The following is a 13,690-nucleotide window of genomic DNA, read 5'->3' on the forward strand; positions in this document are numbered from 1 at the left end:
TCCGGTATGAGTTCGTGCCGGATGAATCGCGCCCAAGCGGCACGAACTCATACCGGAAGAAGAGGCGGGGCGGGTCAGGACGAGGGGTGACCGACCACGCCCTTGCGCAGCAGAGCATTGCCGTACTTGCGGGTCTCGCCGGTGCGCACCATCAGATAGGCCCCCTTGGCCACGTCGTAGTACGCGAAGCGCTCCACGAAGCCGGTCGTCTCCTGCGCCGTGCCCGCCGCCTCCATCAGCTCGCGCTGCACGTCGAGCACCCTGGCGTCGGCGGACTCCATCAGATCCATGCCGGGCGCGTCATCCAGCGGCAGCACGGTGCGGATCGCGGCGACCACCTGCGGCGTCGTCGTGCCCGGCAGATCGACGACGCGCTCCCCCAGCGCCCAGGCCGGGAAGTGCGCGTCGGCGACGACGACCGCGTCGGAGTGCCCCATCCGGTCCAGGTGCAGCAGCAGCTCACCCGTCAGCAGCGGATCGATTCCTTCGAGCATCCGGATCTCCTTCGACTTCGACTATGGCTTCTACTTCGACTTCTATTTCGACTATCAGGCGGGGATGAGTCCCTCGGCGGCGAGCTCGGCCCACAGCTCGGCGGGGATCTCGAGCGCAGCGTACTCGGCGTTCTGACGCAGCTGCGCGGGGCGACTGCCGCCGACGACCACCGAACGCACGACATTCGCCTGCAGCGGGAACTGGATGGCCGCGGCGGGCAGCGGCACATCGTGCGCCGAGCAGACGGCCGCGATCCGCACGAGTCGCTGCCAGAGCTCATCCGGCAGCTGCCCGTACTCGTATCGGCCGTCGCGCCGCGGCTCGCTCTGCGCGAGCAGACCGGAGTTGAAGACGGATGCCGCGACGATTCCGGTCTGGCGCTCGGCACACGCCGGCAGCACGTCAGCCGCAGCCGGCTGCTCGAGCAGCGTGTAGCGCCCGGCCACCATGATCAGATCCAGGTCGGCTTCGCGCACCGAGCGCGCAAGCGCCTCCGAGACCATGGATCCGACGCCGATCGCCCGCACCGCACCGTCCGCGCGCACCGCCTCGAGGGCGGGGAAGGCCTCCGCGATCGCGAGGTCGAGATCGTTGCGTTCTGGATCGTGCAGGTACAGCAGGTCGATGCGCTCGAGACCCAGTCGCTCCTGCGACTCGGCGATGCTGGTGCGGATGCCGGTTTCGGTGAAGTCCCACACGCGCTGCAGGTCGTCGGGCACGTGGAAGTCGTTGGCGGTGTCCAGCCCGCCCGGCGCGTGCGCGGGATTCGGGCGCAGCAGGCGACCGACCTTCGTGGACAGCACGAACTCGTCGCGTGGCTTGGTCTGCAGGAAGGCGCCGAGACGGCGCTCGCTCAGGCCGAGTCCGTAATGCGGTGCGGTGTCGAAGTAGCGGATGCCGGCGTCCCACGCCGCCTCCAGCAGCGCCCACGCCTCATCGTCGCTGATCGGGCGGAACAGGTTGCCGACGTTCGCCGCGCCGTAGCCGAGTGCCGGCAGTTCGAGTTCAGTCGACGACATGGTTACCCGTCCAGGTGTACTTCGCGATGCTGTCGGCATGCATCTGCATGCTCGTGCCGGGCGCCGTGGGGGCCATGTACGACCCGCCCTGGATGTCGGTCGGCACGACGAAGTGCTCGTGCAGGTGATCGACGAACTCGATCAGGCGACCCTCACGGGTGCTGCTGACGGCGACGAAGTCGAACATCGAGAGGTGCTGCACGGCCTCGCACAGCCCCACGCCGCCCGCGTGCGGGCACACCGGCACGCCGAACTTCGCGGCCAGCAGCAGGTTGGCGATGTTCTCGTTCACACCCGCGACGCGCACCGCATCGATCTGCATGACCTTGATGGCGTCGGCCTGCAGCAGCTGCTTGAAGATCATCCGGTTCTGCGCGTGCTCGCCGGTGGCCACTCGGATGGGGGCGACTCCGCGGGCGATCTCCGCGTGCCCGAGGATGTCGTCGGGACTGGTGGGCTCCTCGATCCAGGCCGGATCGAACTCGGCGAGCGCGTTGACCCACTCGATCGCCTCGGACACCTCCCAGCGCTGGTTCGCGTCGATCGCGATGGGGAAGTCAGGACCGACCACCTCGCGCGCCTTGCGGAAGCGACGGATGTCATCGTCGAGGTCGGCACCGACCTTCAGCTTGATCTGGGTGAAGCCGTCGGCCATCGCCTCCCGCGCGAGGCGCTCGAGCTTATCGTCGGAGTAGCCGAGCCAGCCCGGGCTGGTGGTGTATCCGGGGTAGCCGGTGGCAAGCAGCTCCGCCTCGCGCTCCGCGCGTCCGGGGACCGCGGCGCGCAGGATCTGCAGCGCCTCGTCACGGGTGAGCGCATTGGTGAGGTAGCGGAAGTCGACGAGGTCGACGATCTGCTCGGGCGTCATGCGGGCAAGCAGCTGCCACAGCGGCAGTCCGGCGCGCTTGGCCTTGATGTCCCACAGCGCGTTGATCACCGCGCCGATGGCCATGTGCATCACGCCCTTCTCCGGGCCGAGCCAGCGCAGCTGCGAGTCGCCGATGATGTCGCGGAAGGTGCCGCCCATGTCATCCAGCAGCGGCTCGAGCTCGCGTCCCACGAGGTGGCCGGCGAGCGCATCGATCGCCGCGACCTGCACGTCGTTGCCGCGACCGATGGTGAACACGAAAGAGTGCCCCTCGATGCCGTCGGCGGCATCCGTGCGGATGATCACGTAGGCCGCGGAGTAATCCGGGTCGGGGTTCATGGCATCCGAGCCGTCAAGACTCAGCGAGGTGGGGAAGCGGATGTCGCTGGTGTCCAGCGCGACGATACGGCTCACAGTGCTCCTTCAATGCGCGGTGATTCCGACGCAGACCCTTGGAGTGTAAACATCCGATGTCTATACTGTCAACGTGCGGATGCTGTCCCAGCATCCGTCCGCGCGACACGAAGGAGAGCCATGAAGTTCGCACGACTCGGCGAGCCGGGGAGCGAGATCCCCGTCGTCATCGACGGAGACCGCACCTACGACCTGCGCCCTGTGACATCCGATGTGAACGGCGATTTCCTCGCCAACGCCCCGGTCGAGCGCACCCGCACCGCCCTCGAGGGCGGTTCGCTGCCCGAGCTGGCGGATGCCGATTCGCTGCGCATCGGTGCGCCCATCGCGCGCCCGAGCGCGGTGATCTGCATCGGGCAGAACTACGCCGCGCACGCCCGCGAGTCCGGCTCCGAGCCGCCGACAGTGCCGATCATCTTCCTGAAGACCCCGAACACGGTCGTCGGACCGAATGACAGCGTGACCATCCCCCGCGGCAGTGAGAAGACCGATTGGGAGGTCGAGCTCGGCATCGTGATCGGCGCCCGTGCCGCGTACCTCGACTCGCCCGACGACGCGGCCAAGCACATCGCGGGATACGTGGTGGCGAACGACGTCTCCGAGCGCGCGTTCCAGATGGAGGTGTCCGGCGGGCAGTGGTCGAAGGGCAAGATCGCGTTCGGGTTCAATCCCACCGGGCCGTGGCTGGTCACCCCCGACGAGGTCGACGTCGACGATCTGAACCTGAAGAGCTTCGTCAACGGCGAGGCGCGGCAGGACTCGAACACGAACGACATGATCTTCGACGTGCGCACGATCGTCCACCACCTCTCGCAGTACGTCACCCTCGAGCCCGGCGATCTCATCCTCACCGGCACCCCGCAGGGTGTGGCGTTCGGCGGGAAGTTCCCGTATCTGAAGGCGGGCGATGTGGTCGAGATCGAGATCGAGGGCCTGGGCCGCCAGCGTCAGGAGTTCGTGGCGTGGGAGGCACAGCGATGAGCGCGCAGATGGAGGGTCTCGTCGCGATCGTCACCGGCGGCGCATCCGGAATCGGCGCGGCGATCGCCCGCCGACTCCACGAAGAGGGCGCGCAGGTCGCCGTGCTCGATCGCGATCCTTCCGGCGCCGACGAGCGCCTCGCCACGTTCACCGCGGACATATCGGATCGTGCCTCGGTGGATGCCGCGGTCGCAGCCGTCGCAGAGCGCTTCGGGCGCATCGACATCGTGATCAACAACGCGGGGATCGGCGCGCAGGGCGACATCACCGCGAACGACGACGCCGAGTGGGCGCGCGTGCTCTCGATCAACGTCACAGGGATCGCGCGAGTCACCTCGGCGGCGCTGCCGTGGCTGCGGCAGTCGCCCTCGGCGGCGGTGTGCAACACGGCATCCATCGCATCGACGACGGGACTGCCGCAGCGCGCGCTGTACTCGGCGTCCAAGGGCGCGGTCTCGGCGCTGACCCGCGCGATGGCGGCGGATCACCTGCGCGAGGGCGTCCGCGTCAACGCGGTCAACCCGGGTACGGCCGACACGCCGTGGGTGGGGCGGCTGCTCGACTCGGCCGATGACCCGGCCGCCGAGCGCGCCGCGCTCAACGCCCGTCAGCCGCACGGCCGGCTGGTGTCGGCCGATGAGGTCGCCGGGGCGGTGCTGTACCTGGTGAGCCCGGCCTCCGGCTCGACCACGGGAACGTGCATCGAGGTCGACGGCGGCATGGCTGCGCTGCGGCTGCGCTCCGAATAGCCCCTCCCCGCTTGGCCCCGCTTCTCGCTCCGGTATGAGTTTGTGTCGCCCGGATCGCTTCTAGGCAACACGAACTCATACCGGAGCTCGGCGGTTGGCCGTGACGGACATGGACTGACTGCGCCGGGATAGCCGCTCGCGTTGCGGGTTGTGGATAACTCGACGCGCTCGCGCCGTGGATCTGCGAACGTCGGCGGATGCCGTCACCACGCCCCCTCCCCTCCGCCCTGGGCACGACCTTCAGCGTTCGGGCAGCCGCCGAAGCCGGGGTGAGTCCGGGACGGCTGCGGCGCGGCGACCTCGAGCGGCCGTTCCGTGGCATCCGCACCGTTCCTCCCCCGGCATCCGACGCGGAATCCCCGGGTGAAGACGACCCCTTCCTCCAGCAGGCCGAGGCGCGGCGCCGACTCGCGCGTCACTACGCGCCCCGACTGGCGCGCGCCCAGTTCATCAGTCACGAATCAGCGGCGGCGATGTGGCGCGCGCCGCTGCCGCTCGCGTGGACGGATGCCGGGAAGCTCGCCGCGCCTTCCGACCTCACCGTCCACGTGAGCACTTTCGGCCGCGGCCATCTCATCCGCGCAGCCGCGGTCACCGCCCACCGCGCCCGGCACCGCACCTCGCGCTACACCCATGTCGAGCAGATACCCGTGGCGGATCCGGCGACCACCTGGGCCAGCCTCGGCCGTCTGCCGCTGCTCGATCTCGTCGCCCTCGGAGATCACTTCTGTCGCGTGTGGCGCAGCGGTCCCGGACGTCCGGATGCCGGCGCGCCTCCCCTCGCGACCGTCGCGCAGCTGCAGGCGGCCATCGACGCCGGCCGCAGGACCGGCAACCGCCGTCTGCGCGAGGCGATCGACCTGATTCGCGTGGATTCCTGGTCGCCGCGCGAGAGCGCAGTGCGCTGTCATCTCATCTTCGGCGGACTGCCCGAACCGAGGCTCAATCACGACATCTACGACGAGCACGGGCGGTTCCTCGCATGCGCCGACCTTGCCTATCCGGAGCGGAAGCTCGCGATCGAGTATCAGAGCATCCTGCACGCCGCCCACTACGCGGCGGACGTGGAACGCCTCGCGCGGCTGCGCGCCGCGGGTTGGGTGGTGATCGAAGTGACGGCGGAGCTGCTCGCCGATCCGGACGCCATGGTCGCGCGCGTGCGCGCAGCGCTGCGCGCTCGTGCCTGACGCCGCCCGCCTGTACCGCCCCGCCGCCCGCTTCTCCTTCCGGTATGACTTTCTGCCGCCTGAACTGCACGTTGGCGGCAGAAACTCATACCGGGGGGGGATGGCGGGTCAGCGGATGCGGGAAGGGACGGAGGGGATGGGGGGGTCAGCGGATGCCATAGAACGCGAGCGCGTTCGACCAGAACACCCGGTCGATCGCCAGCCCCCGCGCTTCCGCCCAGTCGCGCACCGTTCGGCGCCAGGCCTCGCGATTCCCCGCGACATAGCGCGGACCTGTGGATCCGCCTGCGCGGACCGACGACACCGGCCAGTCGCTGCCCCACATCAACCGCTCCTCGCCGAAGATCTCGGCAGCGATGTCGAGGAACGGCTGCACCTGGTCGCCGTCGACCACGCCATCTGCCTCGGCCGGCAGTCCGGACAGTTTGACGTGCACCTGCGGGTGCGCCGCCAGCTCGCGCAGATCCCGCGCCCATTCCGTACTGGGACGCAGCGGCGCCGATGCGGTGCCGATCGCCGGCTTGCCGAGGTGATCGAGCACGACGGGCAGGTCGGGCACGGCATCCGCCAGCGCGGTGACGTCGGGGATCTGATGAGAGCGCACGCAGGCGTCGAACGTCAGCCCTCGGCGCGCCAGCTCTCGCGCTCCGGCGAGGAAGGAATCCGTGCGAGCGAATCCGTCCGGCTCGCTCTGCAGGAGGTGCCGCACCCCCACCACGCGTTCGAACTCCGACAGAGCATCGAGGTGCTGACCGAGCGCCGGCCCGCTATCGAGCCGGGCTCCCGCCACGATCCCGACCACACCGGCGGCGCGCGCAAGCGAGTCCACCCAGCGCACCTCATCCATCGCCTGCTCCGCGACGGGATCGGCCTGCACGAAGACGGCGGTCTGGTCCGCGGCGTCCAAAGCCGTCTCAGCGGCCAGCTCCTCGGCGGCGAACCTCGCGTCCAGCTCCCCGGTGAGCCAGGGGTAGCTGAGGACGCTCGGATCCCAGAGATGCAGGTGACTGTCCACGACGCGCATACCTCCATCCTCACACGCCCGAGCTCAGACATCCGATCAATGGCTAGGATGACCCCATGGCAGTCACCGACGAGGCGATCCAGAAGATCAAGGCGATGATCGTCTCAGGTGAGCTCGCGCCCGGCGACCGACTGCCTCCCGAGAAGGAGCTCTCCGAGCGACTCGGGCTCTCCCGCAACTCCATGCGCGAGGCGGTCAAGGCGCTCGAGGTGATCCGCGTGCTCGACGTCCGCCGCGGCGACGGGACGTACGTCACCAGCCTCGAACCCCATCTGCTGCTCGAGGCGATCAGCTTCGTCGTCGACATGCACGACGACGATTCGCTGCTCGAGTTGTTCGCGGTGCGCCGGATGCTGGAATCGCAGGCCACCGGCCTGGCTGCGGGCAACGCGACGGCCGACGAAGCGCAGGCTCTGCTCGAGGAGATCTCGTCGATCGATCCCGGAACGGTGTCGATCGACGACCTGGTCGCGCACGACATCCGCTTCCACCGTGAGGTCGTGCGCCTCACCCGCAACGACTACCTCGCGAGTCTCATCGAGAGCCTGAGCAGCCAGACGGTCCGCGCGCGGGTGTGGCGCGGGGTGACCGAGCAGGGCGCGGTCGAGCGCACGCTGTCGGAGCACCGGGCGATCGCCGAGGCGATCGCCGCCCACGACTCGGCGCTGGCGACGTCACTCGCGACCGCGCATGTCGCCGGCGTCGAGCGCTGGCTGCGTCAGGCGGCGACCGCCTGACGCACCGCACCGCTCCCCGCCCAGAGCGCCGCTCCCCGCCAGAGCACCGCTCCCCGTCCAGAGCGCCAGAGCACCGCTCCCGGCCCAGAGCCCCGCTCCCCGCTCCCCGCCCCAGAGGACGGCGACACCGCTCCTCGTTCCGGTATGACTTCATGCTGCCTGGCAGCATCGCGGGCGGCACGAACTCATACCGGAGCGAGAGGCGGTGAAAGGGAGGGCGGGGGCGGGTCAGGCGCGCAGGCGCAGCATGGCTGCGTCGAACTCCGCCGCGGAGGTATCGCTCACCTCGTTGAACAGCATCTCCTCGAGTACGTCGGGCGCGGCGGTGAAGTACGGCACACCCGCCTCCCGCAGCTGCACGATGTCATCGGCGCTGCGCAGGCTCGCCGCCAGCACATCCGTGCCGCTGCCCGCGCACATCGCCTGCATCCGGGCGATCATCCCGGCGCCGTCCAGCCCGGCGTCGCGCATCCGACCGAGGTACGGCGCGATGTAGCGCACGCCGATGCTCGCGCACGCGAGCGCCTGCGCGACCGAGTACACCGCCGTCACCAGCACCGACGCGCCATCGCGCACCAGAGCGGATGCCGCCGCGAACCCGTCCGTTGTCGCCGGCACCTTCGCGACGACCCGGTCACCGAGCGAGCGGATGCCCTGGGCGTTGCGCAGCAGGGATGCCGCATCGCCGCCCCAGGTCTGGAAGAACACCTCCGCGGCGCCCTCCGCGACCCAGCGCTCGTACAGCTCCGTCATCTCGTCGGCGCGGCGACCACCGCGCTCCAGAATGGTGGGATTGGTGGTGACGCCGTGCACCACACCGGCGGCGAGCAGCCTGCCGACCCGGTCGACGTCGGCACTGTCCACATAGAGCCGCGGAGCGGTCATCCGTTCTCCTCCCGTCAACCTGTCGTTACAGGTTTGCTTGCGGCTAATGTTATGACAGCATCCGTCCGCGTCCAAAGACAGCGGGACGCCGGTACGACGACGATCGGAACACCATGACCACTGCCTCGAGCCCCCGCACCGGCGTCGTGATCGTCGGCAGCGTGACCGCTGACGTGACCACCTTCTCCCAGCGTCTGCCCGCCCGCGGTGAGACCATCCTGGGCGACCAGTTCACGCTGCTGCTGGGCGGCAAGGGCGCCAACCAGGCGGTCGCCGCGGGACTCGCGGGGGCGCGCACCAGCTTCGTCGGCTGCGTCGGCGACGACCTCTTCCGCGATCTCATCGTCGAGGGTCTCAGCGGCGCGGGCGTTGACCTCACCCATCTGCGCACCGTGCCGGGACCGACCGGCATCGCCCACATCCGCGTCGACGCCTCGGCCCAGAACGACATCGTGATGGTGCCGCTGGCCAACGCGCAGCTCAGCGCCGAGCAGATCGACGCCGCACTCGAGGCCCTCGCCCCGACCACTTCGGTGCTGCTCACCCAGCTCGAGACGCCCGCGTCGCTCACCCTGCACATCGCCTCCCGCGCTCGCGCGCACGGCATGACGGTTGTCCTCGATCCGGCGCCCGCGGCGGCGCTGCCTGTCGAGGTCTGGGAGAGCGTCGACATCGTCACTCCGAACGAGACGGAGGCGGCGCTGCTGAGCGGCGTCGAGGTGACGGATGCCGAATCGGCAGAGCGCGCGGGACGCTGGTTCCTCGCGCAGGGTGTGGGGGCCGCGGTGATCACCATGGCGGAGAAGGGCTCGTGCGTGGTCACCGCAGACGGCGTCACGTTCATCGAGCCGATCCCGATGGAGCCGGTGGACACCACCGCCGCGGGAGACGCGTACGCCGGGTACCTCGGCGCCGCGCTCGCGAACGGCTGGACGCTCGCGGAGGCGACGCGTCTGGCCAGCGCCGCCGGCGCGATCACCGTCACGCGTCAGGGGGCGTCACCGAGCCTGCCGCGCCGCGAAGAGGTGGATGCCCTGCTCACCGCTAACTCGGCCGCCGCGGCACCGGCTCGCCGACACGAGCACTGACACGAAGGGGAGCAGCTCGAATGCGCAAGACCGACACCACCATCAACCCGGCACTGTCACGGGTGATCAGCGAGACCGGACACACCGACCTCATCGTGGTCACCGATGCTGGGCTGCCCATTCCCACGGCCGCCGAGCGCATCGACCTCGCCTACCGGCCCGGTGCTCCCGCCTTCTTCGACGTGCTCGACACCGTGCTGGCGGAGATGGTCGTCGAGGGCGCGACGGTCTCGGCGGAAGTGGCCGAGGTCAGCCCCCATGTGCTCGAGGCCCTGCGCGAGCGCCTGCCCGGGATCGAGATCGAGCTGGTGCCACACGTCGAGTTCAAGAACCGCACCCACTCCGCTCGCGCCTTCGTGCGCTCCGGCGAGTTCACCCCGTACGCGAACGTGATCCTGCACGCGGGCGTCGCGTACTGAGTCGGCATGAGCACCACCTCCGACACGACCGCCGCCGGCGGCATCGACCGCGATTCCACTGCGCCGCTGTACGACCAGCTTCGTCAGCTGATCCTCGACAGCATCTCGCGCGACGGCCTGCAGCCGAGCGACCCGCTCCCCGGCGAGCATCGGCTGTGCGAGCAGTACGGCGTCTCCCGCACGGTCGTGCGGCAGGCGCTTGCACAGCTCGAGCACGAGGGTGCCATCGAGCGCATCAAGGGCAAGGGCACCTTCGTCGCCCGCCCGCGCACCAGTGAGTCGCTCGTGCACACCCTGGTCGGCCTGTTCGACGAGGTGCAGCGCCGGGGTGGCCACGTGCGCAGCGACGTGCTGCGCCACGAGATCGTCGAAGCGGATGCCGAGGTCGCCGGCGCCCTCGAGCTCGACCCCGGCACTCCCGTCGTCGTGCTCACCCGCCTGCGCCACGTGGACGGGCAGGCCTGGTCGTTGTCGACGACATGGATGCCGCTCGATGTGGGCGAGCCCACGCTCGGCGTCGATCTCCGCGAATCCTCGCTGTACGCGCTCCTCGCCGCGCACGACGTGGTCGCCACGCACGGCGTGCGGTCCGCGGAGGCCACCGTCGCGACACACGAGCAGGCGACTCAGCTGGGGGTGAGCGCGGGATCGGCCCTGCTGCGGCTGCGCAGCGTCAGCCGTGACGAGTCCGGCCGGCCGATCGAGTTCTTCATCGCATACCACCGCGGCGACCGCTCGCGCTTCGAATTCCGGCTCGGCGCGGACAGCTCGCAGGGATCACTCGTGCACGTCGACTGACGGCATCCGCGACTCCTGTTCGCGCCGCACCGACCGCTACGCTCGAGGATCATGAGCGAATGGGTCAGTTCCGCCATCCAGGTGCTCGAGGCGGATGCCAACCGCTCGGCCGACACTCACCTGCATCTGTTCCCGCTGCCCGCCCAGTGGGGCATCGACCTCTACCTGAAGGACGAGTCGGTGCATCCCACCGGCTCGCTCAAGCACCGGCTCGCCCGCTCGCTGATCCTCTACGGGCTCGTCAACGGGCTCATCGACGAGGACACGACGCTCGTCGAATCCTCCAGCGGCTCCACGGCGGTGTCCGAGGCCTATTTCGCCCGGATGCTGGGATTGAAGTTCATCACGGTGATCCCGCGCTCGACGAGTCGCGAGAAGATCGAGCTCATCGAGTTCTACGGCGGACACTGCCACCTCGTCGACCACGCGGACGAGATCTCGCCGGAGGCCCGCCGCCTCGCCGCCGGATGCCACGGCCACTACCTCGACCAGTTCACCTTCGCCGAGCGGGCGACGGACTGGCGCGGCAACAACAACATCGCCGAGAGCGTGTTCAGCCAGCTGGCGCTGGAGCGGCATCCCATCCCCCGCTGGATCGTCGTGGGCGCCGGCACCGGCGGCACCAGCGCCACCTTCGGCCGCTACGTGCGCTATCGCCGCCATCCCACGCAGGTCGCGGTGGCCGACCCCGAGGGCTCGGCGTTCTACGCCGCTTGGCAAGGTGATCCGGATGCCGTGGGCAGGGCCTCGATGATCGAGGGGATCGGTCGGCCGCGCGTGGAGCCGTCGTTCGTGCCGAGCGTGATCGACGAGATGATCGCGGTGCCGGATGCCGCGTCGGTGGCCGCCATCCGCCTGCTGCGCGAGCGGACGCTGCACCTCGCCGGCGGGTCCACCGGCACGAATCTGTACGGCGCATTCGAGCTGATCGCGCGCATGCGGCAGGCCGGTGAGACCGGCAGCGTCGTCACCCTGATCTGCGACAGCGGCATCCGCTACACGCAGACCTACTACGACGACGGCTGGGTCGCCGCGCAGGGCTGGGACATGCGGCCGCACCGGGAGCGGATGGAGCGCTTCCTCGACAGCGGGGAGTGGTGAGCGGGCTACGCTGAGGGCATGACCACGCTCATCCTCACCGTCGCGGGAGCGGATCGCCCCGGACTCGTCTCCGCTGTCGCCGACATCGTCGACGCGCACGGCGGCAACTGGGAGAACAGCCAGCTCGCCGAGCTCGCCGGCACCTTCGCAGGCGTGATCCAGATCTCCGTCGCCGACGACCGCGTCGATGCGCTGCGCACGGACCTGGGCGCACTGCAGGGCACGCTCGCCGTCAGCGTGCACGAAAGCGCGGATCCGGCACCCGCAGTGACGGATCGCCGCATCTCGCTCACCGTGCTCGGCAACGACCGCCCCGGCATCGTCCGTGAGATCTCCGGCGTGCTCAGCGCCCACGCACTGAGCATCGAGACCATGGTCACCCACACCCGCGACGCGGCGATGGCGGGAGGACGCCTCTTCGAATCGGCGGTCACCGCGACGGTTCCGGCGTCGGCGGACCTCGACACGCTGCGTGCCGACATCGAGCGTCTCACTCACGATCTGCAGGTCGAGATCGACCAGGACGGCGATGAGTGAAATCTCTGCCGCGGAGGTAGTCGACGCGCTGACCGACGCCCTGGGGACCGACGCTGTGGTCACCGATCCCGATTCACTGCAGGCGTACCGACGCGACCGCGCCGAGGACCCGGACGCCGGCACGCCGCTCGCCGTCGTGCGCGCCCGATCCACCTCCGACGTGCAGACCGCCGTGCGCATCGCGGCCCGCGCCGGGATCGCGATCGTGCCGCGCGGCGCCGGCTCGGGTCTGTCGGGCGGCTCGACCGCCGTGGACGGCGCGCTCGTCGTGTCGCTCGAGCGGATGCGGCAGGTCACCATCGATCCGACGATGCAGATGGCCGTGGTGCAGCCGGGCGCCCTCAACGCCGAGGTGAAGGCCGCAGCATCCGAGCACGGCCTCTGGTACCCGCCCGACCCGTCGTCGTACGAGTTCTGCTCGATCGGCGGCAACATCGCCACCAACGCCGGAGGGCTGTGCTGTGTGAAGTACGGCGTCACCACCGACTACGTGCTGGGGCTGACGGTCGTGCTCGCCGATGGCCGCGCCGTGACGCTGGGCGGACCGCGACTGAAGGACGTCGCCGGGCTGTCACTGACGAAGCTGTTCGTCGGCAGCGAGGGAACGCTCGGCATCGTGACGGAGGCGACACTGCGACTCGTGCCCGCGCAGCGCACGCCGACGACGCTGGTGGCGATGTTCCCTAGCGTCAGCGGCGCCATCGCGGCCGTCGTCGACGTCAAGAGCGCGATGCGCCCGTCCATGCTCGAGTTCATGGACCGCGTCACCATCAACGCCGTCGAGGACGTCACCCGCATGCAGCTCGACCGAATCGCCGAGGCGATGCTCATCGTGCAGTCCGATGAGGCGCCCGAGGTCGCAACCGCGCAGATCGAGGCCATCGAGAAGCTGTGCGCCCTGCACGGCGCGACCGAGGTGTACGCCACCAGCGACCCGGACGAGAGCGAGGCGCTCATCGAAGCGCGGCGCATCGCCATCCCCTGCGTTGAGAAGCGCGGCGCACTGCTGCTCGAGGACGTCGGCGCACCGCTGCCACGCCTGGGTGAGCTTCTCGAAGGGGTGCGGGCCATCGCCGAGAGGCGCGCGGTGGAGATCGCGGTCGTCGCGCATGCCGGCGACGGCAACACCCATCCGCTCATCGTGTTCGACCCGGCGGATGCCGACCAGAAGGCGCGTGCGGAGGTGGCCTTCGGCGAGGTGATGGATCTCGCCATCGCGCTGGGCGGCACGATCACGGGCGAGCACGGCGTCGGCCGTCTCAAGCAGCCGTGGCTGGCCGACTACCTCGGCGAGGACGTGCTCGAGCTGAACCTGCGCATCAAGAAGGCGCTCGATCCGCAGAACATCCTCAACCCGGGGGCTGTGTTCGGAGAGCTCTGAACACAGC

15 protein-coding genes are annotated in these 13,690 nt (G+C 69.7%); 10 read left to right on the forward strand and 5 right to left on the reverse strand.

The features are described 5' to 3' along the window. Nucleotides 1-74 precede the first annotated feature (74 nt). From WFG93_RS00990 to WFG93_RS01000, 3 genes are read right to left on the reverse strand one after another with little or no spacing between them, the layout of a single operon-like run. Entirely contained in the window at nt 75-494 is a 420-nt protein-coding gene (locus WFG93_RS00990; protein ID WP_336644449.1) for an RbsD/FucU family protein, read from the reverse strand. Between the two features lie 54 nt (nt 495-548). Next, nucleotides 549-1,514 (reverse strand): aldo/keto reductase, encoded by a 966-nt coding sequence (locus WFG93_RS00995; protein WP_336644450.1) that lies wholly within the window; start codon nt 1,512-1,514, stop codon nt 549-551. After that, nucleotides 1,501-2,796: an L-fuconate dehydratase gene (locus WFG93_RS01000; protein WP_336644451.1), complete on the reverse strand. Its 1,296-nt coding sequence runs from the start codon at nt 2,794-2,796 to the stop codon at nt 1,501-1,503. Before WFG93_RS01000 ends, WFG93_RS00995 begins: the two co-directional genes overlap by 14 nt. Nucleotides 2,797-2,916: 120 nt before the next feature. Between WFG93_RS01000 and WFG93_RS01005 the strand changes: the two genes are divergently transcribed. The 3 genes from WFG93_RS01005 (at nt 2,917) to WFG93_RS01015 (ending at nt 5,713) form a co-directional block, all read left to right on the forward strand. Beyond that, complete coding sequence (locus tag WFG93_RS01005) at nt 2,917-3,777, forward strand: fumarylacetoacetate hydrolase family protein (RefSeq protein ID WP_336644452.1); 861 nt, start codon at nt 2,917-2,919, stop codon at nt 3,775-3,777. Further along, complete coding sequence (locus tag WFG93_RS01010; RefSeq protein ID WP_336644453.1) at nt 3,774-4,526, forward strand: SDR family NAD(P)-dependent oxidoreductase; 753 nt, start codon at nt 3,774-3,776, stop codon at nt 4,524-4,526. Before WFG93_RS01005 ends, WFG93_RS01010 begins: the two co-directional genes overlap by 4 nt. A 197-nt stretch (nt 4,527-4,723) precedes the next feature. Next, the gene (locus tag WFG93_RS01015; RefSeq protein ID WP_336644454.1) at nt 4,724-5,713 is read left to right on the forward strand and encodes a hypothetical protein; all 990 of its coding nucleotides are present in this window, start codon (nt 4,724-4,726) and stop codon (nt 5,711-5,713) included. 145 nt (nt 5,714-5,858) lie between these two features. Here WFG93_RS01015 and WFG93_RS01020 read toward each other — a convergent pair whose 3' ends face one another. Further along, nucleotides 5,859-6,737: an amidohydrolase family protein gene (locus WFG93_RS01020; protein ID WP_336644455.1), complete on the reverse strand. Its 879-nt coding sequence runs from the start codon at nt 6,735-6,737 to the stop codon at nt 5,859-5,861. 56 nt (nt 6,738-6,793) lie between these two features. On the opposite strand from WFG93_RS01020, the gene WFG93_RS01025 reads away from it, so the two are divergent. Then, nucleotides 6,794-7,474 carry a FadR/GntR family transcriptional regulator gene (locus tag WFG93_RS01025; RefSeq protein WP_336644456.1) on the forward strand — a complete coding sequence of 227 codons (681 nt, stop codon included), beginning with the start codon at nt 6,794-6,796 and terminating at the stop codon, nt 7,472-7,474. A gap of 228 nt (nt 7,475-7,702) precedes the next feature. On the opposite strand, the gene WFG93_RS01030 is transcribed toward WFG93_RS01025, so the two are convergent. Then, nucleotides 7,703-8,359: a transaldolase family protein gene (locus tag WFG93_RS01030; RefSeq protein WP_336644457.1), complete on the reverse strand. Its 657-nt coding sequence runs from the start codon at nt 8,357-8,359 to the stop codon at nt 7,703-7,705. Nucleotides 8,360-8,472: 113 nt separating this feature from the next. On the opposite strand from WFG93_RS01030, the gene WFG93_RS01035 reads away from it, so the two are divergent. Genes WFG93_RS01035 through WFG93_RS01060 form a run of 6 tightly spaced genes read left to right on the forward strand, consistent with a single transcriptional unit; the run spans nt 8,473 to nt 13,683 of the window. After that, nucleotides 8,473-9,447, forward strand: coding sequence for a ribokinase (locus WFG93_RS01035; protein WP_336644458.1), 975 nt, complete (start codon nt 8,473-8,475; stop codon nt 9,445-9,447). Between the two features lie 20 nt (nt 9,448-9,467). After that, the gene (rbsD, locus tag WFG93_RS01040; RefSeq protein ID WP_336644459.1) at nt 9,468-9,866 is read left to right on the forward strand and encodes a D-ribose pyranase; all 399 of its coding nucleotides are present in this window, start codon (nt 9,468-9,470) and stop codon (nt 9,864-9,866) included. 6 nt (nt 9,867-9,872) lie between these two features. After that, on the forward strand, nt 9,873-10,664 hold the full coding sequence (locus WFG93_RS01045) for a GntR family transcriptional regulator (RefSeq protein WP_336644460.1): 792 nt from the start codon (nt 9,873-9,875) through the stop codon (nt 10,662-10,664). A 51-nt stretch (nt 10,665-10,715) separates the two neighbouring features. Beyond that, nucleotides 10,716-11,765, forward strand: coding sequence for a PLP-dependent cysteine synthase family protein (locus WFG93_RS01050; protein ID WP_336644461.1), 1,050 nt, complete (start codon nt 10,716-10,718; stop codon nt 11,763-11,765). 18 nt (nt 11,766-11,783) lie between these two features. Further along, nucleotides 11,784-12,302, forward strand: a complete 519-nt coding sequence (locus WFG93_RS01055; RefSeq protein WP_336644462.1) for a glycine cleavage system protein R — start codon at nt 11,784-11,786, stop codon at nt 12,300-12,302. Further along, the gene (locus WFG93_RS01060) at nt 12,295-13,683 is read left to right on the forward strand and encodes an FAD-binding oxidoreductase (protein ID WP_336644463.1); all 1,389 of its coding nucleotides are present in this window, start codon (nt 12,295-12,297) and stop codon (nt 13,681-13,683) included. The genes WFG93_RS01055 and WFG93_RS01060 overlap by 8 nt, the downstream gene beginning before the upstream one ends. Nucleotides 13,684-13,690: the final 7 nt, after the last annotated feature.

Source organism: Microbacterium sp. USHLN186 (assembly GCF_037145155.1).
Classification (GTDB): Bacteria; Actinomycetota; Actinomycetes; order Actinomycetales; family Microbacteriaceae; genus Microbacterium.

Excerpts from the sequence above, each read along its gene's own strand:
- WFG93_RS00990 (WP_336644449.1), bottom strand. The coding sequence starts at position 494 with ATGCTCGAAGGAATCGATCCGCTGCTGACGGGTGAGCTGCTGCTGCAC.
- WFG93_RS00995 (WP_336644450.1), bottom strand. The coding sequence starts at position 1,514 with ATGTCGTCGACTGAACTCGAACTGCCGGCACTCGGCTACGGCGCGGCG.
- WFG93_RS01005 (WP_336644452.1), top strand. The coding sequence starts at position 2,917 with ATGAAGTTCGCACGACTCGGCGAGCCGGGGAGCGAGATCCCCGTCGTC.
- WFG93_RS01010 (WP_336644453.1), top strand. The coding sequence starts at position 3,774 with ATGAGCGCGCAGATGGAGGGTCTCGTCGCGATCGTCACCGGCGGCGCA.
- WFG93_RS01015 (WP_336644454.1), top strand. The coding sequence starts at position 4,724 with ATGCCGTCACCACGCCCCCTCCCCTCCGCCCTGGGCACGACCTTCAGC.
- WFG93_RS01020 (WP_336644455.1), bottom strand. The coding sequence starts at position 6,737 with ATGCGCGTCGTGGACAGTCACCTGCATCTCTGGGATCCGAGCGTCCTC.
- WFG93_RS01025 (WP_336644456.1), top strand. The coding sequence starts at position 6,794 with ATGGCAGTCACCGACGAGGCGATCCAGAAGATCAAGGCGATGATCGTC.
- WFG93_RS01030 (WP_336644457.1), bottom strand. The coding sequence starts at position 8,359 with ATGACCGCTCCGCGGCTCTATGTGGACAGTGCCGACGTCGACCGGGTC.
- WFG93_RS01035 (WP_336644458.1), top strand. The coding sequence starts at position 8,473 with ATGACCACTGCCTCGAGCCCCCGCACCGGCGTCGTGATCGTCGGCAGC.
- rbsD (WP_336644459.1), top strand. The coding sequence starts at position 9,468 with ATGCGCAAGACCGACACCACCATCAACCCGGCACTGTCACGGGTGATC.
- WFG93_RS01045 (WP_336644460.1), top strand. The coding sequence starts at position 9,873 with ATGAGCACCACCTCCGACACGACCGCCGCCGGCGGCATCGACCGCGAT.
- WFG93_RS01050 (WP_336644461.1), top strand. The coding sequence starts at position 10,716 with ATGAGCGAATGGGTCAGTTCCGCCATCCAGGTGCTCGAGGCGGATGCC.
- WFG93_RS01055 (WP_336644462.1), top strand. The coding sequence starts at position 11,784 with ATGACCACGCTCATCCTCACCGTCGCGGGAGCGGATCGCCCCGGACTC.
- WFG93_RS01060 (WP_336644463.1), top strand. The coding sequence starts at position 12,295 with ATGAGTGAAATCTCTGCCGCGGAGGTAGTCGACGCGCTGACCGACGCC.